This window comes from Streptomyces sp. NPDC050535, from assembly GCF_044457665.1.
GTDB lineage: Bacteria > Actinomycetota > Actinomycetes > Streptomycetales > Streptomycetaceae > Streptomyces.
The window spans coordinates 117,049-135,561 of the sequence record NZ_JBITHE010000004.1 but is presented as its reverse complement, the minus strand read 5'-3'; the positions used below and the strand labels follow the sequence as shown (position 1 = coordinate 135,561).

The window sequence follows — 18,513 nt, the reverse complement described above, 5'->3', positions numbered from 1 at the left end:
TAACTAACGAAGTACAGTGCGTCAAGAGGTGTCGCACACTCGGCCGTCCGACGCGGAAGGCGCGTGACACCGGCGCCTTCCATCGCCGCATCCGGCAGAGCCGATAGACCCGGAATCGCGGCCCGTGACCTGTGGGGGAACTGTGGAACTCGACGTGGCGAACACCCCCCGTCTGACCGAGAGCGCGAGCGCCGTGTTCGAGGTGCTGGCCCGGGCGGGCACCGCGACCCGGCCGCAACTCGCGAGCCTGGCGGGTCTGTCCAAACCGACGGTTTCCACCGCCGTCGCGGAACTGGAGGGCGCCCTGCTCGCCGCTCATTCCGGCACGGCATCCAGCGGCACCGGGCGCAACGCCGCCGTGTACCGGATTGGGCCGGCCGCCGGCACGGTGCTCGCCGTCGACCTCGGCCCCGCCCTCACCCGGGTCCGCGCCTGCGGCCTGGACGGCACCCTGCTCGCCGAGGCGACCGGCTCACGCACCGACGCCGTGGACGTCGTCCGCGAGGCCCTCGCGGTGCTCGACGCGGACGCGCCGCTGCGCGCCATCGTCGTCGCGGTCGGCGACGTCACGCCGCCGGAGCGGGAGGGCGACGGAACACGGCCCGCGACCGACAAGGCCGGGCCCGTCTTCGACGCCGTGGCCGTGGCGCTGCCGCCCGGCGTTCCCGTGCACCTGGAGAACAACGTCAACTGCGCCGCGCTCGCCGAACTCCACGAGGGCGCCGCCCGGGGCCGCGACACCTTCGGGTATCTGCGGGTCGGCGTCGGTATCGGCCTCGGTGTCGTGATCGGCGGACAGGTGCTGCGCGGCGCGAACGGAGCCGCCGGTGAACTCGCCCGGCTGCCCTACCCGTGGGACGACGGCCTGGAGCCGCGCCACGAGGCACTGGAGGAGTACATCGGCGCCCGCTCGCTGCTGCGACGGGCGGCCGAGGCCTGGCAGGACGCCGACGGGCCGTGCCCGCGGACCGCGGAACGGCTCTTCGCCCTCGCCGGTGAGGGCAGACCCGCGGCCCGCTCGGTCGTCGACCGCCACGCCGTCGACGTCGGCCGGCTCGCCGCCGCGGTGACCGCCGTACTGGACCCGGGGCTGCTCGTACTCGGCGGTAGCACGGGCGCGGATCCGCAGCTCCTGCCCGGTGTGCGCGCCGAGCTGGCCCGGCTCAGCTGGCCCACCGAGGTGATCAGCAGCACCGTCGGTGACCTGGGCACGGTCGTGGGCGCGGCCCGGCTCGCGGTCGCCCGGGGAGTCCGAACCGTGACCAATGCCGCGCGAACCAAGGATTGACGCCCTCTGGCTCGGTCTGCCAATGTCCGGACAAGCGCTTTCTAGGTCGGCCGGGACGCCGACCAGGGGTGAGCGTCCCGCCCGTGCACCAAGAGGCACGGCAGCCATGCGAGGGCGTGCTCGCGTGACGACGGCCATGGCGGCCGGGGATCCCCACCCGTCAGGATGGCGCGGCCGGGCGAGGCCGTGCCGCGGAAGGTGCCATTCCCAGCAGAATCCGCCCGTGCCGTGCGACCGGCCGGGAAATTCCCTCACGCACATCCAAGGAGGACCCGGTGGGTCACCAGATCTCGCGCAGAACCCTCTTCCGTACCGCGAGCGGTCTCGCCGTCGCCGGCGCGCTCGGCAGTTCGCTCAGTGCCTGCGCCGGAGGCACCGGCGCAGGCTCCACGAGCGCGAAGCTGACCATGACGTGGTGGGGCAGCGACGACCGGCACAACGCCTACAAGAAGGCGCTCGCCACCTTCCAGAAGAGCAACTCGAAGATCAAGATCCAGGAGACCTACTCCGGGTACGACGGGTACTTCGACAAGTTCAACACCAACATCGCCGGCGGCAGCGCCCCCGACCTGCTCCAGATGGACACCGCGCTCGTCGCCCAGTACGCCCGCAAGGGTGTCCTCGCCCCGCTCGACTCCTACGTCGGCAAGACCCTGGACCTGACCGGCTTCAGCAAGACGCTCCTCGCGGCCGGCACCGTCGACGGCAAGCTGTACGGCGTTCCGTCCGGCATCGGCGTCAACCAGCTCACCGTCAACCGCAGCGGCCTGGAGAGCCTCGGCCTGGAGCTGCCGGACCGCGAGTGGACCTGGGCCGACCTGAAGAAGATCTCCCAGGACGTCTACAAGAAGAGCGGCGGCAAGACCTACGGCGTCGACGACGGCGGCGGCGGCACCCTCCAGTGCTTCGAGATCTTCGCCCGGGAGAAGGGCGAGACCTTCTTCTCCGACGACGGCAAGAAGCTCGGCTTCACCTCCGCCACCCTCCAGGAGTGGTGGGAGTACTGGGTCGAGATGCGCAGGACAAACGCCTCCCCGCCCGCGGCGATCACCTCGGCCGCGCACAACGACCTCACCAAGAACGCGGTCGTCATCGGCAAGACCCTGTTCACCTTCGACTCCGGCGTCTACGGAGCCGGCGGCTCGATAACGGACGCCCAGCTCGACTTCCTGCCCACCCCGCAGGGCGACTGGTCCGGCGCCCGCGAGGGCAACTTCGTCAACGGCGGCGTGCTGCTGAGCGCCACCAAGGCCAGCAAGAAGGTGGCCGACTCCGCGAAGATCATGTCTTTCTTCGCGCAGGACGACACGGCGATCAAGGACATGCAGCTGCTGCGCGGCATCCCGCCGACGGAGAAGGCCCGCAACCTGATCGCCTCGGGCCTGACCGAGACGGACAAGCTCAACATGGCGAACGCCGACTACATCTCCCAGCGGGTCGGCAAGGCGACCAACGCCCTGACCGCTCCCGCGCCCCCGCCCCAGGGCGCCGACCAGATCTGGGACCTGCTGTTCCAGTCGAACCTCGCTGTCGCCTTCGGCAAGAAGTCGATCAAGGCACAGCTCAGCGAGTTCTTCGACCAGGCCGCGGGAACCCTGGGCGCCTGACGCGCGCCACCGCACCACCGAACACCGGGAGAGGGCCAGGAAGATGAGTATGACCACCGCCAAGACCGACGAGGTCGCGAAGGAGACGCCCGACGGGGCGACCCCGTCCGACCAGCGGGAGCGCGAGCGTATGCGCCGTCGCCTCGCCAGACGGCGGGGCGGGGGCTGGTGGCCGTACGCCTTCCTGGCCCCCTGGTTCATCGGCCTGTTCGGGCTGACGATCTACCCGATGCTCGACTCGCTGTACCTGTCGTTCACCAACTTCGACCTGCTGACACCGGCGCAGTGGGTGGGTACCGACAACTACGAGCATATGTTCGCCGACGACCCGGTCTTCTGGGACTCGGTGCACGCCACGCTCGTGTACGTCGTGGTCTCCGTGCCGCTGAAGCTGGCGCTCGCACTCGGCGTGGCCATGCTGCTCAACCGCGACCTGAAGGGCATCGGGCTCTACCGGGCAGCCTTCTACCTGCCGTCGCTGCTCGGCGGCGCGGTGGCCATCGCCATCGTGTGGCGCCAGGTCTTCGGCGGCGACGGCCTCTTCAACGACTTCCTCGGCTGGTTCGGCATCAAGGGCCAGGACTGGATCTCCAGCCCCGACACCGCGCTCTACACGCTGGTCCTGCTGGCGGTCTGGCAGTTCGGCACGCCGATGGTCATCTTCCTCGCCGGACTGAAGCAACTGCCCAAGGACGTGTACGAGGCGGCCGCCATCGACGGTGCCTCGCCGGTCACCCGGTTCTTCAAGATCACACTGCCGTTGCTGACGCCGATCGTGTTCTTCAACGTCGTCCTCCAGATCATCGACGCGTTCAAGACCTTCACGCCCGCCTTCGTGATCAGCAACGGCTCGGGCGGCCCCCTCAACTCGACCATGCTGTACTCCCTCTACCTGTACAAGAAGGGCTTCACCGACCTTCAGATGGGGTACGCCTCCGCGCTGGCCTGGGTGTTGTTCCTGGTCATCGCCGGCTTCACGGCGGTCAACTTCATCGCCAGCCGCTACTGGGTCCACTACGACGACTGAGCGAGGAGTCCACACCCATGTCCGCCATCACCCCTGCCCAGTCCCCGAAGTCGCCGCTCCAGAAGCTGCGTTCGGCCACCGGTTCCCGCCGCATCTACATGCACACCCTGCTCATCGGTGTCGCGGTCGTCATGCTGTACCCGCTGCTCTGGATGCTCAGCAGCTCCTTCAAGCCCGACACCGAGATCTTCACCCACCCCGGGCTCATCCCGAACGCGCTGCGCCCGGAGAACTACTCCGAGGGCTGGAGCGGCTCCGGCAACTCCTTCTCCCTCTACATCACCAACTCGCTGATCGTCACGATCGGCGCGGTGATCGGCAACGTCATCTCCTGCTCGCTGGCCGCCTACGCCTTCGCGCGCTTCGAGTTCCGCGGCAAGAAGATCTGGTTCGGCCTGATGCTGGGCACGCTCATGCTGCCGACCCAGGCGGTCCTGATCCCGCAGTACACGATCTTCTACAACCTGACCTGGATCAACACGTATCTGCCGCTCATCGTGCCGAAGTTCCTGGCCACGGACGCGTTCTTCATCTTCCTGATGGTCCAGTTCATCCGCTCCATCCCGCGCGAGCTGGACCACGCGGCCATGATGGACGGCGCCAATCCCTTCCAGATCTACTGGAAGATCATCCTGCCGCTGATGAAGCCGGCGCTGATCACCACGACGATCTTCACCTTCATCTGGACGTATGACGACTTCCTCCACCAGCTCGTCTACCTCCAGCAGAACGACCGCTTCACCGTCCCCCTCGGTCTGACCCTGTTCATGGACCAGACCAGCGGCTCCTCCTACGGCGCCATGTTCGCCATGTCGACACTCGCCCTCCTGCCCACGCTCATTTGCTTCCTCATCTTCCAGAAGAGGCTGGTAGAGGGCCTGGCGACCTCGGGCATGAAGGGCTGACACATGCATCTCACGCATCAGCGCGGTCCGTTGCACGATCTTCCGGACGATCCCGCCGCGTACGACGCCGTCCTCGCCGCCGTCACCGAGGAGGCCCTGGCCCGCCTCACCGCGGAGGGCAGCCTCGAACACCCGGACGCCGTCGACGACATCGGCGACACGTCGCTGGGCATCACCTCCCTGCTCGCCCTCGCCTGGCAGCGCACGAAGGACCCGCGGCTGCCGGAGGCCGTGCGACGCAGCCTCGCCTTCCACCTCCGCGAGCGCGTGTTCACCGAGGACAACCCCGGCTACCCGAACCTGAGGACGCGCGACTCCGGTCTCCCGTACGCCCGTTACGTACTGGAGGCGGGAGCGCATCCCATCGGCGACTGGCCGAGCACGGTGTGGGCGCTGCTCCAGGCGGTCAACGTCCTGGACATGGCCGACGGTCTTATCGACGACGAACAGATCGCTGAGCTCCGGGAGTTGGCGGGCGGCTACTGGCGCTGGCTGACGGAGGCGACCTTCTTCAACCCGCAGGAGGCCGGTAACCAGGCCATCGGCTGCGTGGTCGGCGGCCTGCGACTCGCTCGCCATCTCACCTCCGGGGAAGGGGAGTCGGTCCGCTCGAAGGCGGTCGGCCTGTACGTCGACGAGATCCGCACCCGTCGTGTGCACGACCGGGGTGCCCTGCTGCCCCCGGAGCACGGTGGCGCGTACGACAACAACTACGGCCCGATCTCCCTCTCCTTCCTCGCCCAGGCGCACCGCGTCAGCGGCGAGGAGATCTTCGCCGAGGACGGTGACGCGCTCGCCCGGTACATCGACGCGCGCCTGACCGTCGGCGGCTTCGACAACGGCGGCCCGCGCTACAGCGAGCAGCACTCCGGATTCGAGGCCGTCCTCGGGCTGCGCTACTTCGGCCACCGCGTCGGCGCCGACCTCGGCCGCTACCGGGGCGACACCCGCTGGGGCAGGCACGCCGTCCAGCGGGACGGCGGAATCGACGGCCACTTCGCCTTCATGCTGGTCTGGCAGATCCAGGACACCACGCCCTGGCACCGCACCCCCTCCGAGGACCCCGTGCGGCATCAACTCCGCGCCGGCCGGGTCTCGGTGGCCTTCGACGACAGGATGACCCCGTCACTGATCGAGGCGGCGGGCACGTACTACCTGGCCGCGGCCGTCAACCGCCAGCACGGCTTCGGCCCGGTCACCGACGGCTTCCTGCTGTGCCGCCCCATGGGCGAGACCCGGGCGCGCGACCTCCGCACCGACGCGCTGACGGCCAAACTCGTCACCAAGCCGGTCGTCGGCCGTGACCACGTCCTGCGCCATGTCCGGTCCCTGTACGTCACGGACGGCACCAGCCTGTGGGTGACCGTCGCCGTGGAACGGCTCGACGGAACGCCGTACCTCCTGGCCGGGCTGCCGTACGCCACCGACGACGGCGACCGGGTGCGCAGGACCGCGGAGGCCGACGTGACCTCGGCGGGCGGCCTGCGCCTCACGCACCCGCTCACGGAGAGTGTGGACCACTTCGACGCGCGTGCGGAGCGGACCCAGGAGCAGGCGGCCTTCGCCCTGGTCGCCGATCCGCGCGGCTACGGCAACCCGGACGACGGCTGGCGCCGCCTCGTCGCCTCCACCGCCCTCGAAGCGGAACCGGCCCCCGGCGCACCGGAGACCCTGCACATCTTCGCCGTGCGCTACGGCCCGGGCGGCCCCTTCACCCCGTCTTTCGAGCACACCCCGACAGGACTCACGGTCCGCACCGAGGCGTTCACCGCCCGGATCGGAGACCCCGCGGGCGACGCCCAGGGAGAACCGGAACTGGAACTCAGTCCCCGCTGAGTACCTCCCCGACCACCAGGTCGGCGCGGTCCCGGGTCGCGGCGACCAGGTCGGCGTTGCGCTGGTCCGTGCCCAGGACCCAGGCGATCGCCGTGTCGTGGTCCTTGCCGAACCGCTCGTGCCGGGCCACGAGGCGGCGTACGCGCTCGGTCTCGTCGAGCTCGCGGAACCAGACCTCGTCCAGTCGGGAGCGCACCCGGGTCCAGGCGTCGTCACGGAGGAGAAGGTAGTTGCCCTCGGTGATGATCAGGCGGGCGGTGCGGGGGACGGGGACGGCCGCGGCGATGGGCTGTTCCAGGGTGCGTTCGAAGCCGGGCGCGTAGACCAGGTCGTCCTCGTCCTCGCGCAGTCGGCGGAGCAGGGCCGCGTACCCCGCCACGTCGAAGGTGTCGGGCGCGCCCTTGCGGTCGCGGCGGCCCAGCCGGTCCAGCTCGACGTCCGCCAGATGGAACCCGTCCATCGGCACATGGGCGGCCCAGGCGGGCCCGGCACCGTTCAGCTCCCCGACCAGCCGCTCGGCGAGCGTGGTCTTGCCCGATCCCGGGCTGCCGGCGATGCCGAGGAGGGCGCGGTGCCCGGGACGTACGAGAGAGGCGGCCCGCTCGATGAGTCCGGCGAAGTCGCGCGGCTCGTCGAAGGTCACGGACGCTCCTGTCGGGCGGTCCGCGGCATCCGGACGACCGCCGCCCGGCCGTCCAGGTCGACCGTCGCCCGATTCGGCGGCACCCCGTCCTCCTCGTCGTCCCGCCCCCATGCGATCAGCTCCTCGATTCGATGACGGTACTGAACACAGTCCACAGGGCCCGCTGTGACCAGCTTTTTCCCTCAGTGTTCCGTCGGGGCGAAGCGGTTCAGGCCGAGGACGGCGAGCAGTTGGAGTTTTTGGTAGTCCTCGGTCCGTGGGGGAGCGGTGAGCACGAGCAGTGTCTGGGACTGGTCCTCGGTGAACAGCGCCTGGCAGTCCAGTTCGATCGAGCCGAGTTCGGGATGGATGAGCGTCTTGTGGTCCTCGAACCGCTGCGCGACCTCGTGCCGGATCCAGAGCTGGGCGAACTCCCTGCTCGACTTCTGCAGCGTTCCTACGAGCTCGCCGGCCTGCGACCGAGGCCCGCGCAACCCGTGGGCGGCGCGCAGGTTCGCGACATGGGCGCGGCTCTGCCGGTCCCGGTCGGCCTCGGGATAGACCAGCCGCTCCGCGGGGTCGGTGAACCAGCGGTAGATCGCGCTGCGGGCCGGGCCCGTGTGCTTCGACGCATCCCCGAACAGGGCGGTGGCCATCCTGTTCTGCACCAGTGTCTCGCCCAGGTCGGTCAAGATCAGCGCCGGAGTGTCGTTGAGACGGTCCAGTACCCGCAGCAGGGCGGGGGAGACATGGGGCGAGGCCGACAGTGACGCCGGTGCGTTGCGTCCGGCGATCCGGTACAGGTAGTCGCGCTCGTTGTCCGTGAGCCGCAGCGCCCGGGCGAGCGAGGCCAGCATGTGCTCGCTGGGTTGCGGGCCGCGTCGTTGCTCCAGCCGCGTGTAGTAGTCGGTCGACATCACGGCGAGTGACGCGACCTCCTCACGGCGCAGACCCTGGGTCCGCCGACGCGTGCCCAGAGGTAGGGCGACGTCCTCCGGCTGGAGCTCCTCGCGGCGGCGGCGTAGGAAGTCGGCCAGTGCTGAACGGTCCATATGGTCGATTATCTTCCGTCGCCGCTGAGCGAGCCAGGGACAACCGATCCCCCGATAACCGCTCTCTGCACCCGCGACGACGATCCGACGACGATCGAGGCATGAACATCTCCGGAAACACCATCTTCATCCCGGGCTCGACCAGCGGCATCGGTCTCGCTCTGGCCCTTGAGCTGAAGGCCAGGGGAAACACGGTCATCGTCGGCGGCCGGCGTGGAGAGCTGCTGGCACAGATCGCCGCCGAGCACCCGGGCATCGACACGGTACGGATCGACACCGCGGACGCGGCGAGCATCGCCTCCGCCGCGAAGCAGGTGCTGGCCGACCATCCGGACCTCAACGTCCTCGTCACCATGGCCGGTGTGATGCACGCCGAGGACTGGCGCAGTCCCGCATCGTTTCTCGCCGCGGCCGAAGCCACGGTGACGACGAACCTCCTCGGCCCGGTCCGGCTCATCGCGGCGTTCGTCGAACATCTGCGGGCGCAGCCGGACGCCACGATCATGACTGTCTCCTCCGGGCTGGCGTTCACGCCTCTCAAGATCACGCCGAGCTACAACGCGTCGAAGGCCGCGATCCACATGCTCAGCGAGTCTCTCCGGCTCCAGTTCGCCGACACCTCGCTGCGGATCATGGAACTCGAACCGCCGTACGTCCAGACCGCGCTGATGCCTGGACAGGAGGACAATGAACACGCCATGCCGCTCGACGAGTTCATCGCCGAAGTGGTCGGCCTGCTGGAGACACAGCCCCACGCCAAGGAGATCCAGGTCGAGCGGGTGAAGTTCCTGCGCTACGGAGAGGCCCGCGGCGACTACGACCAGGTCGTCGAGACACTCAACGGTCTCGTCCCGCACGAGGAGTAGACCGGCGGCGGCCCGGTTGTCCGTCCGACTGCGCCTCGAGGATCAGTGTCGTCGTCAGCTGGATGTGGGAGACCGCCGTTCCCTGAACCACCACCGCGAAGGCTCAGCCGCTGGCGGCATCCTAAGAGCGGATTACGCTAGTTTCAGGCAGCTTTGCGGGACATGTCCACCCGCACGACCCGCCACAGGCTCCCGTCACGTCCGCATGCCTGGCAGGCCGGGCCGCTCTGTGACCGCCTCACGGCATCGCCTCAGGCCGGCTCGCCACGTTCACCACGGGCGTGCCGGCTGCGAGCCGCTGCCGATGGGGATCCCGGCGCCCGGCCGCGGCCAGTTTTGCGGGGAGGGCGCACCCCAGGCCGTCGGCGGCCGTCCCCGGGGCGAGTGCTGATCAGGTGCTGCGTTGGCCGTGGGTGTTCTGGCGGAGTTGTTCGGTGTGCCGGGTGAGGGTGTCGATGCGTGCGGCGAGGTCGGCGTCCTCGGGCCGCAGATGGGTCCGGGTGTCGGTCAGGGGGCGCACGAGGCGGGCGGCGTCGTCGTGGCCGAGGGCCTGGTTCAGGGCGCCGACCGCGTCTGCGGCGTCGGCGGGCAGGTCGGTGAGGGCGGTGATCTGGGCGGCCAGGCGGCGGAGATCGGCGGCGTTGTCGCGGGCCCAGGCGGTGACGGTGCGGTCGGCGGCGCGGATGTCACGGGTCGCCTGGACACGTTCTTCCCCGGTGGAGCCGGGGGTGCCGGGGCGCAGGCGCAGGTAGCGGCGTTCGGCGGCCTGCCGGCTGGCGACTCCGAGGGGTCCGGCGAGGTCGGCCCAGCTCGCGCCCTGGCCGCGGGCGGTTTCGATCAGGCCGCTCTCCCATCCGGCGAGCTGTTCGCGGACCTCGCGCAGCGTCAGCAGTGCGGCCAGGGCCGGGTGTGGGCCGGAGCCGACCGTGGGCGGCGCTGCGGCAGGCACGTGTGCTGGGGGCTGCTGCGCGTCCTTTACTGACTGGTTGATGGCTTCCAGTGCTGCCGCGGCGGCGGGGAAGGGGACAGGTGAGGTCGGTGGGGCGGGCTCGGTCATGGGACCCTCCGTCGTCTAGTCATCCTCCAGATGACTCCACGCTTGTCATCGTTTCGATGACATGCTACAACGGATGCACGTTGAAGCGCATTGGCAGTTTCTGCCTGAACCAACTGGAGGTGTTTCGCGATGTTGATGCGCACTGACCCGTTCCGCGAGATGGACCGGATCGTCCAGCAGCTGTCGGGCACGTCGGGGACCTGGTCGAAGCCCTCGGTCATGCCCATGGACGCCTACCGTGAGGGCGAGGAGTACGTGATCGCCTTCGACCTCCCCGGCGTGAGCACCGAGGCGATCGACATCGACGTCGAGCGGAACATGCTGACCGTGAAGGCGGAGCGCCGCCCGGTCACGAAGGCCGACTCCGTGAAGGCGGAGCTCTCCGAGCGCCCCCTCGGTGTCTTCTCCCGCCAGATCGTCCTGGCCGACACCCTGGACACCGAGCGCATCCAGGCCGACTACGACGCGGGTGTCCTGACCCTGCGGATCCCGATCGCCGAGCGCGCCAAGCCCCGCAAGATCAGCATCGGCGGCGAAAGCGGCCGCAAGCAGATCTCCGGCTGAACCTTCCAATACCAGTCGGCAGCGGAGGGCGGGGAAAGCCGATTCCCCCTCCGGCACCCCGCCCGCCGCTCCCCTCTCTGGCCCCTTCACCCCATTCCCCAAGGTGATGTGATGTCGATGCGCAGGGAGCCGTTCCTGGCCCATGTCCAGGAACGCGGAGAGTACGAAACCCCGGAAGAGGCCGATCGTGTTGCCCGCGTCGTCCTGGCCCTGCTGGGCGCACACCTGGTCGGCGGCGTGCGGGCCGAGCTCGCCGCCCGGCTGCCCGAGACATACGCGCTGATCCTCCTCAATCCCCTCCAAGCCGCGGAGCCGCTCTCACCGGAGCGGTTCGTCCGTGCGACCTCGGCCTGGATCGAGGGCGCAACCGAGAAGACAGCCTTGTGGGACATCGGCGCGGTCCTGTCGACCGCGGCCGCCGCCGCGGGTGACCTCCTGACCCGTGAGGTCCTGCTCCAGCTCCCGCCCGGTTACGACCTCCTCTTCGGCCACCCCCAGCCCACCTGACCGCCCAGACCACCTGACCTCCCCCGGCCGGAAGCCGGATCCTTCGCAGAGAAAGGCAGCCTCAACCATGTACGACCAGCCTCGACCGAACCGAGCCACCCCCGCCATGACGTTCGACCAGATGCTGGAAAGCGTGCGCTACGAAGGCGCCTACCCCACCCGCGAACGCGCCGCGGAAACCGTCCACCACGTCCTGACCGCCCTCGGACGCCAGCTCACCGGCGACGAACGCGTCGACCTCGCCCAGTGCCTGCCCGTCGAGGCCGCCCTCACCCTGACCGCCCAGATCCCCGACACCGAACACCTCACCGGCTGGGGCTTCGTCAAAGACCTTGCCGCACGTACCGACGCCACCCCGGCCACCGCCCGCTGGGACACCGGCGCCGTCCTCGCCGTCGTCACCCGCCTCGCAGGCTCCGACCTCCTCGCCCGCATCCTGCGCCGGCTCCCCGGGGGCTACGCCCTCCTCTTCGGCCAGGCCGAACTGCGCCGGCCCGAGCCCGCCGCCGCCTGACCCACGCCGACAGCGCGCGGACACACGTCAGGGTTGGGACCGAGAACCCCATCATTTCGCAGAACCTCACGCTTCCGAGGCCCAGCGCATGCCGAGCTCATCGAGGAATACCCCGAGTTTGATCAACTCGCCGTTCACGTACTCTCGATGACCTCGCGACGGGCGCAGGTGGCCTTCGCGAGCAGGGAACTGGCGGGCGGCGGCGGCCAGGTTGGTGTCCCACCGTTCATCCTGCGACCGCCGCACCGCCGCACCGCCGCACCGCCGCACCGCCGCACCGCCGCACCGCCCGACCGCCTCACCCTCGCCCGCGGGCTCGATGCCGAGCGTCTCCAGCAGGTACTGCTGCGCGGGCATCAGAGCGTCCCGCCCCACCCGCTGCCCGGCGGTAGTGCGTAGGTGCAGTGTGTTGGACGGTGCGGTGGTGGAGCTTCGAATTGGAGCGCGTACCCGGACCCGCCAGGACGCTGCGACGACGGCACCGCGCTGTACCGCGCCTACCGGGCGGACTTGAAGAAGTCCTAGGTCACCCGACCGCCGCCCCGGAAACGTGTGGCGTGCGCCACCCCGTGGCCATGGATCCTCGGGGCACACTGCCCGTATGACAGAGCAGCTCGGTCTTCCCAAAGAAATCCAGGCCTGCCTCTTCGATCTCGACGGGGTCATCACCAAGACCGCCGTCGTCCACGCGGCCGCCTGGAAGCGGACGTTCGACGAGTTCCTGCACCGCCGGGACGGCGAGCGATTCCGACCCTTCGAAGACGCCGACTACAACGACTACGTGGACGGACGCCCACGTGCGGACGGCGTCCGCGCCTTCCTCGCCTCCCGCGCCGTCGAACTCCCCGAGGGAGAACCCGACGACTCGCCGGACGAGGAGACCGTCCAGGGACTGGGCAATCGCAAGAACAACCTGCTCCTGGAGCTGATCCGCAGCGGCGGCGTCGAGGCGTACGACGGAACGCTGCGCTATGTCGAGGCGGTCCGTGCCAGCGGTCTGCGGACCGCGGTCGTCTCCTCCAGCACCAACTGCCGTGACATCCTGCGCGCGGTGGGCGCCGAGTCCCTGTTCGAGGTCAGGATCGACGGCGTCGTCGCCGCCGAGCGCGACCTGCCGGGCAAGCCGAAACCGGACACCTTCCTGGCCGCCGCACGAGACCTCGGAGTCGAGGCCTCGCAGGCCGCCGTCTTCGAGGACGCGCTGGCCGGCATGGACGCCGGCCGCTCGGGCCACTTCGGCTACGTCGTCGGTGTCGACCGCGTCGGCCAGGGAGCCGCACTCCGCGCGCACGGCGCGGACATCGTCGTACAGGATCTCGCGGAACTGGGGGAGAACGCGTGATCACCCACACGTCGTACGCCGTCGAACCGTGGACGCTGCGCGAGCGCGTCCTCAACCTGGACGTACTGCCGCAGAGCGAGTCGGTGTTCGCGCTGTCCAACGGCCATGTCGGCTGGCGCGGAAACCTCGACGAAGGTGAACCGCACGGCCTTCCCGGCTCCTACCTGAACGGTGTCCACGAAGTCCACCCGCTGCCGTACGCCGAGGCCGGATACGGCTACCCGGATTCCGGCCAGACGGTCATCAACGTCACCAACGGCAAGATCATCCGACTGCTGGTCGACGACGAGCCGTTCGACCTGCGCTACGGACGGCTCCGCTCCCACCAGCGCGTCCTCGACCTGCGTACCGGTCTGCTCACCCGGACCTGTGAATGGACCTCACCTGCGGGCGACACGGTCCGGGTCCGCTCCACCAGGCTGGTGTCCTTCACCCAGCGCGCGATCGCCGCCGTCTCCTACGAGGTGGAGGCCGTCGACTCCCGGGTCCGTGTCGTCGTGCAGTCGGAGCTCGTCGCCAACGAGCAACTACCGTCCCGCAACGGCGATCCGCGGGCCGCGATCGTCCTGGAGTCCCCGCTGGAAGGGGAGGAGCACTTCGCGGAGGGCGGGCGCCTGAAGCTCGTGCACCGCACCCGGCGCAGCGGACTGCGGGTCGCCACCGCCGCCGACCATCGCGTGACGGGACCCGAGCCGACCACCACGAGCAGCGAGAGCAGCAGCGACGTCGCCCGCCTCACCGTCACCTCCGTACTGGAGCCCGGCCAGAAACTGCACGTGGAGAAGCTCGTCTCCTACGGCTGGTCGAGCACCCGGTCGCTGCCCGCCCTGCGGGCCCAGGCCGACGCGGCGCTCGCCTCCGCCCAGCACGGCGGCTGGCAGGGGCTCGTCGACGAACAGCGGGCCTACCTGGACGACTTCTGGGCGCGCGCGGACGTCGAGGTGGACGGCGACGAGGAGATCCAGCAGGCCGTACGGTTCGCGCTCTTCCACGTCCTGCAGGCCGGTGCCCGCGCCGAACAGCGCGCGATACCGGCGAAGGGACTGACCGGATCCGGGTACGACGGTCACGCCTTCTGGGACACCGAGACCTTCGTGCTTCCGCTGCTCACCTACACCGCGCCCGGGGCCGTCGCCGAAGCGCTGCGCTGGCGCCAGAGCACCCTGCCCGCCGCCCGCGAGCGGGCCACCCAACTCGGCCTGCGCGGCGCCGCGTTCCCCTGGCGGACCATCGCCGGCGAGGAGGGCTCGGCGTACTGGCCGGCCGGGACCGCCGCGTTCCACGTCAACGCCGACATCGCCGACGCCGTCGTGCACTACGCGACCGTCACCGGCGACAAGCGCTTCGAACGCGACACCGGGGTCGAACTGCTGGTGGAGACGGCCCGTCTGTGGCGCTCCCTCGGCCACCACGACAGCCAGGGCGGTTTCCACATCGACGGGGTGACGGGCCCCGACGAGTACAGCGCCGTCGCCGACGACAACACGTACACCAACCTGATGGCCCGTGCGAACCTCCTGGCGGCCGCGGACCTCGTCGAGCGCCACCCGCGGCAGGCGGAGGCACTCGGTGTCGACGACGAGGAGAGCGCCGCCTGGCGCGACGCCGCGGGCGCCATGCACGTCCCCTACAACCACGAACTCGGTGTCCACGAGCAGAACGCGGGGTTCACCCGCTACCAGCGCTGGGACTTCGCCGCCACCCGCCCCGACCAGTACCCACTGATGCTGCACTTCCCCTACTTCGACATCTACCGCAAGCAGGTCGTCAAACAGGCCGACCTGGTGCTCGCCATGTACAAGTGCAGCCCCTACTTCGACGACGAGCACAAGGCCCGCAACTTCGCCTACTACGAGCCCCTCACCGTCCGCGACTCCTCCCTGTCCGCCTGCTGCCAGGCCGTGATCGCGGCTGAGGCGGGGCATCCGGGGCTCGCCTACGACTACCTGGTGGAAGCCGCGCTGATGGATCTGCGCGACCTGGAGAACAACACCCGGGACGGTCTGCACATCGCCTCGCTCGCCGGCACCTGGATGGCCCTGGTCGCCGGCTTCGGAGGGCTGCGCCACCACGGCGGCACCCTGGAGTTCAAGCCCCGGCTGCCGGAGCGGTTCCACCGGCTCGCCTTCAACCTGGAACTCCTCGGCCGCCGCCTGCGCGTGGAGATCGGTCCCGCCACCGCCACGTACACGATCCTGAGCGGAGAACCCCTGGAGATCCGCCACTACGGCGAAACCGTCACCGTCGACGCCGACAAGCCCCACAGCCTCCCGATCCCTGCCCCCAGGCTGCGCCCCGCCCCGGACCAGCCGCCGCACCGGCGGCCGAACAGTCACGGGTGAGGCGCAGGGTCCCGGACGTCAGTCGCGCGCGACGGCGGGCGCGATGTCCTCGTACCGCTCCACCTGCTCCACGGCCGCCCTGCCGCGCGCGGCGGCCGTGGTCTGGGGCTTGCCGCAGAACGCGGATTCCAGCGTGCGGGCCATCGTGTTCAGCACCGTGCCGTTGTTCGAGGTGTTGGCGAGCGCGGTGACGCTGCGCTTGCCGTCCTTCGAGGTGAACGCGTACGTGTAGAAGCCCTGCACGGTGCCCGTGTGTCCGTAGACCGACACGCCGCAGGACAGGTCGCGGCGGCGCAGACCGAGGCCGTAGCCCTGGGTGCTGTTCACCGGGGTCCACTGCTGCATCTGCGCGAGCTGGGCGGCGGAGGTGAGCCTGCCGCCGAGCAGCGCGGAGAAGAAGGTGTTCAGGTCACGGGTGCTGGAGATGATCGCGCCCGCGCTCTGCGCCCAGGAGACCGTCTGCTCGGTGGCGTCGACCAGGGGGAGGCCGGGCTCGTCGTCCGGGAGGTAGCCGTTGGCGTGCCGGCCGGCGATCGCGGTGCCCGGGTGGACGTAGGAGGTGGCGGTCAGCTTCAGCGGCTTGATGATGCGCTGCTGGTACTCCGTGCGGACGGACCGGCCGGTGAGCTTCTCGATGAGCATGCCGCCGACGACGAAATTGGTGTTGGAGTACGAATAGGCCGCGCCCGGCGCGTTGTTGAGCGGCTTCGCCAGGGACAGGTCCACCAGCTCCTGGTAGCTGAACACCTTGTTGCGTACGGACTCGAAGCCCGGGACCGTCTGCGCGAACATGTCGTTCGTGTAGTCGTACAGACCGCTGCGGTGGCTCATCAGATGGCGCACGGTGATCCGGTCGTCGGGCAGCAGCCCCGGAAGATAGCTGTTCACCGAGGTGTCCAGGTCGAGCTTGCCCTCGTCGACCAGTTGCAGCAGTACCACGGCCGTGAAGCTCTTGCTCACACTGCCGACGCGGAACCGGTCGGCGGTGTTCAGGGCCCGCCCGGTGACCCGGTCGGCGTCTCCCTCGGACAGCCGGTGAACGGTGCCGTTGTCGTCGATCCGCGCCATCGCGCCGGGTGCCCCCTGGGCCAGCGCTGTACGCAGTACCTCGCGCAGGCCCGCGTCGTCCGGCGCCGCCAACTCCTCGGCGGCGGCGCCCGCCGCACTCTCGGCGCCCGCGGGGGCCGCCTGTGCGGGCACTGCCAGGAGGGACACCAGAACCGCGCCCAGTGCCGTACCCATGCCGACCGTTCCTGAGACCATCTGAATTCTTCTCCCGAGTCGCTTCTGCCGGTGCGGAGTTCCGGCCCGAACCGCGCCGCGGATGCGGACGCCGTCACTATTTCTACGCACCGCGGGCCACAGGGGTTGCACAGCATCGGAGAGAATCGGAGAAAAGTGAAGCGAAAGCGGTGAGTTGGAGCAGTCCGGCGTGTCAGGCGCCGAAGAGCTGCGTCCAGTAGGTGCCCGACTTGCCGCCGCCGGCCAGGCCTATACCTATATGGGTGAAGGCGAGCTTGAGGATGTTGGCGCGGTGGCCCGGGCTGTTCATCCAGCCGAGGACGACCTCGGCGGGGGAGCGCTGGCCGCAGGCGATGTTCTCCCCGATGGTGCGGCGGGTGCTTCCCGCGGCGGCGGCACGGTCCCAGGGCTGGGCGCCGCCGGGGGAGGTGTGGGAGTAGAAGGCGCGGGCCACCATGTCGTCGCTGTGCGCCTGCGCCGCGTTGGTCAGTGACGGGTCGGCCGACAGGGGCGGCAGTCCCGCCGCGGCGCGTTCGGCGTTGGTGAGCGCGACGACCTCGCTCGCGGTCCGCGCCAGAGCGCCAGGGCTGAAGGGCCGTGCCCAGAGTGCCGTCCAGTACAGGCCGCCGGAGCGGTCGGCGACGCACGCGAGACCGGCCTGGTCGAACCCGGGTTCGCACAGCGTGCGCCGGGTCTGCTCGGACGACAGGCAGTACTCCACGAAGTCGTCCGGCGTGCGCGGGCCGGAGACCAGGTGCTCGCCGATGGTGAGATACGCGTATCCGGCCGCCGTGACGCGCTGGTACACGGAGGTGCCGTCCGGGCCCTCGGAGCCGAGGACCCCGCGAGCGGCCATCACACCGGCGTGGGCGCGCGCGGCGGCCGTCAGCCGGGCGTCCAGGGACACGGGCGGCGAACCGGCCCGCGCGCGTGCGGAGTTCACCAGGCCGAGGAATCCGTCCGGGCCGGGTACGGAGGCCACCTGGCCGGTCGGTCCGTGGGGTCGCGGGCTAGGGATCGCCCGGCCGGTTTGTCCGCCGGCGCGCGGGGTGGGAGTCGCCCGGCCGGTCGATCCGTGGGGTTGGGGTGTGGGGGTGATCCGGCTGGTCGGCCCGTGGGCCTGAGGCGCGGAGGGCATCCGGCCGCTGGGCCCACGGCCGTGCGGCGCGGTGTGCACCCGCCCGGTCGACCCGCCCCTGTGGGGTGCGCTGCCCGGCATCGCGGTGTCCTCGGCGACATCGACCCCGAAGTCGCGTGCCACGCCCGCCAGTCCGTCCGCGTATCCCTGGCCCAGCGCGCGCAGTTTCCACGCGCCGCCGCGCCGGTAGATCTCGGCGAGCAGCAGTACGGTCTCCCGCTGCGGGCGTGACGGAGTGAACCGGGCGAGGGCGCGCGAGCCCGGTCCGGTGATATGCAGAGTGGGAGCAGGGAGCCTGGCCAGGGGTGTCGCGGGGTCGGCGGAGCTGATGACGACGGTGACGCGGCTGGCTCCGGCCCGCAGTCCGCGGGGGTCGATGACGAGCTCCTGGCCCTGGAGCCGGGCGCCGGACGTGGTCGGCTGGTTGTAGAACACGAAGTCGCCGTCGCCGCGCACCTTTCCGCCGTCATCGGTGATCAGCGCGCAGACGTCGAAGGGGCCGGGCACCCGGAGAGTCAGGATGCCGCCCGGAAGGGGCACATTGCCCCCGGGAACCAGCTCGGTCATGGTGCCGCCCCGTCGACGTAGCGATCCGAAAACGGCC

17 protein-coding genes are annotated in these 18,513 nt (G+C 70.1%); 11 read left to right on the top strand and 6 right to left on the bottom strand.

The window, feature by feature from the left end:
• Positions 1 to 154: 154 nt before the first annotated feature.
• From ACIBLC_RS11390 to ACIBLC_RS11370, 5 genes are all read left to right on the top strand, one after another.
• On the top strand, positions 155 to 1,288 hold the full coding sequence (locus tag ACIBLC_RS11390) for an ROK family protein (protein WP_399210587.1): 1,134 nt from the start codon (positions 155 to 157) through the stop codon (positions 1,286 to 1,288).
• 275 nt (positions 1,289 to 1,563) lie between these two features.
• Positions 1,564 to 2,895 carry an ABC transporter substrate-binding protein gene (locus ACIBLC_RS11385; RefSeq protein WP_399210586.1) on the top strand — a complete coding sequence of 444 codons (1,332 nt, stop codon included), beginning with the start codon at positions 1,564 to 1,566 and terminating at the stop codon, positions 2,893 to 2,895.
• Positions 2,896 to 2,944: 49 nt separating this feature from the next.
• A complete protein-coding gene (locus tag ACIBLC_RS11380) occupies positions 2,945 to 3,922 on the top strand; it encodes a carbohydrate ABC transporter permease (protein WP_399210584.1) in 978 nt (325 codons plus the stop codon).
• A gap of 17 nt (positions 3,923 to 3,939) precedes the next feature.
• A complete protein-coding gene (locus ACIBLC_RS11375) occupies positions 3,940 to 4,827 on the top strand; it encodes a carbohydrate ABC transporter permease (protein ID WP_399210583.1) in 888 nt (295 codons plus the stop codon).
• A 3-nt stretch (positions 4,828 to 4,830) separates the two neighbouring features.
• A complete protein-coding gene (locus ACIBLC_RS11370; RefSeq protein ID WP_399210582.1) occupies positions 4,831 to 6,663 on the top strand; it encodes a hypothetical protein in 1,833 nt (610 codons plus the stop codon).
• On the opposite strand, the gene ACIBLC_RS11365 is transcribed toward ACIBLC_RS11370, so the two are convergent.
• A complete protein-coding gene (locus ACIBLC_RS11365) occupies positions 6,650 to 7,306 on the bottom strand; it encodes a nucleoside/nucleotide kinase family protein (protein WP_399210581.1) in 657 nt (218 codons plus the stop codon). The genes ACIBLC_RS11370 and ACIBLC_RS11365 overlap by 14 nt on opposite strands.
• 182 nt (positions 7,307 to 7,488) lie before the next feature.
• Positions 7,489 to 8,337 carry a helix-turn-helix transcriptional regulator gene (locus ACIBLC_RS11360; RefSeq protein ID WP_399210580.1) on the bottom strand — a complete coding sequence of 283 codons (849 nt, stop codon included), beginning with the start codon at positions 8,335 to 8,337 and terminating at the stop codon, positions 7,489 to 7,491.
• Positions 8,338 to 8,438: 101 nt separating this feature from the next.
• Here ACIBLC_RS11360 and ACIBLC_RS11355 point away from each other — a divergent pair, with 101 nt between their 5' ends.
• Positions 8,439 to 9,203, top strand: coding sequence for an SDR family oxidoreductase (locus ACIBLC_RS11355; protein ID WP_399210579.1), 765 nt, complete (start codon positions 8,439 to 8,441; stop codon positions 9,201 to 9,203).
• A 391-nt stretch (positions 9,204 to 9,594) separates the two neighbouring features.
• Here the strand turns inward: ACIBLC_RS11355 and ACIBLC_RS11350 are convergent, their stop codons facing one another.
• The gene (locus tag ACIBLC_RS11350; protein WP_399210578.1) at positions 9,595 to 10,260 is read right to left on the bottom strand and encodes an HSP18 transcriptional regulator; all 666 of its coding nucleotides are present in this window, start codon (positions 10,258 to 10,260) and stop codon (positions 9,595 to 9,597) included.
• A 129-nt stretch (positions 10,261 to 10,389) separates the two neighbouring features.
• Between ACIBLC_RS11350 and ACIBLC_RS11345 the strand changes: the two genes are divergently transcribed.
• The 3 genes from ACIBLC_RS11345 (at position 10,390) to ACIBLC_RS11335 (ending at position 11,845) form a co-directional block, all read left to right on the top strand.
• The gene (locus tag ACIBLC_RS11345) at positions 10,390 to 10,824 is read left to right on the top strand and encodes an Hsp20/alpha crystallin family protein (RefSeq protein WP_399210577.1); all 435 of its coding nucleotides are present in this window, start codon (positions 10,390 to 10,392) and stop codon (positions 10,822 to 10,824) included.
• 111 nt (positions 10,825 to 10,935) lie between these two features.
• Positions 10,936 to 11,331 (top strand): DUF2267 domain-containing protein, encoded by a 396-nt coding sequence (locus tag ACIBLC_RS11340; protein WP_399210576.1) that lies wholly within the window; start codon positions 10,936 to 10,938, stop codon positions 11,329 to 11,331.
• Positions 11,332 to 11,398: 67 nt separating this feature from the next.
• Positions 11,399 to 11,845, top strand: a complete 447-nt coding sequence (locus ACIBLC_RS11335; RefSeq protein WP_399210575.1) for a DUF2267 domain-containing protein — start codon at positions 11,399 to 11,401, stop codon at positions 11,843 to 11,845.
• A 66-nt stretch (positions 11,846 to 11,911) separates the two neighbouring features.
• Here the strand turns inward: ACIBLC_RS11335 and ACIBLC_RS11330 are convergent, their stop codons facing one another.
• Complete coding sequence (locus ACIBLC_RS11330) at positions 11,912 to 12,202, bottom strand: hypothetical protein (protein ID WP_399210574.1); 291 nt, start codon at positions 12,200 to 12,202, stop codon at positions 11,912 to 11,914.
• A gap of 244 nt (positions 12,203 to 12,446) precedes the next feature.
• Here ACIBLC_RS11330 and ACIBLC_RS11325 point away from each other — a divergent pair, with 244 nt between their 5' ends.
• Together ACIBLC_RS11325 and ACIBLC_RS11320 are read left to right on the top strand one after the other, a co-directional pair.
• Complete coding sequence (locus ACIBLC_RS11325; RefSeq protein WP_399210573.1) at positions 12,447 to 13,187, top strand: beta-phosphoglucomutase family hydrolase; 741 nt, start codon at positions 12,447 to 12,449, stop codon at positions 13,185 to 13,187.
• Positions 13,184 to 15,529, top strand: a complete 2,346-nt coding sequence (locus tag ACIBLC_RS11320; protein ID WP_399210572.1) for a glycoside hydrolase family 65 protein — start codon at positions 13,184 to 13,186, stop codon at positions 15,527 to 15,529. Before ACIBLC_RS11325 ends, ACIBLC_RS11320 begins: the two co-directional genes overlap by 4 nt.
• An 18-nt stretch (positions 15,530 to 15,547) precedes the next feature.
• Here ACIBLC_RS11320 and ACIBLC_RS11315 read toward each other — a convergent pair whose 3' ends face one another.
• On the bottom strand, positions 15,548 to 16,792 hold the full coding sequence (locus ACIBLC_RS11315) for a serine hydrolase domain-containing protein (RefSeq protein ID WP_399210571.1): 1,245 nt from the start codon (positions 16,790 to 16,792) through the stop codon (positions 15,548 to 15,550).
• Between the two features lie 172 nt (positions 16,793 to 16,964).
• Positions 16,965 to 18,476, bottom strand: a complete 1,512-nt coding sequence (locus ACIBLC_RS11310) for a CAP domain-containing protein (protein WP_399210570.1) — start codon at positions 18,474 to 18,476, stop codon at positions 16,965 to 16,967.
• Positions 18,477 to 18,513 lie beyond the last annotated feature (37 nt).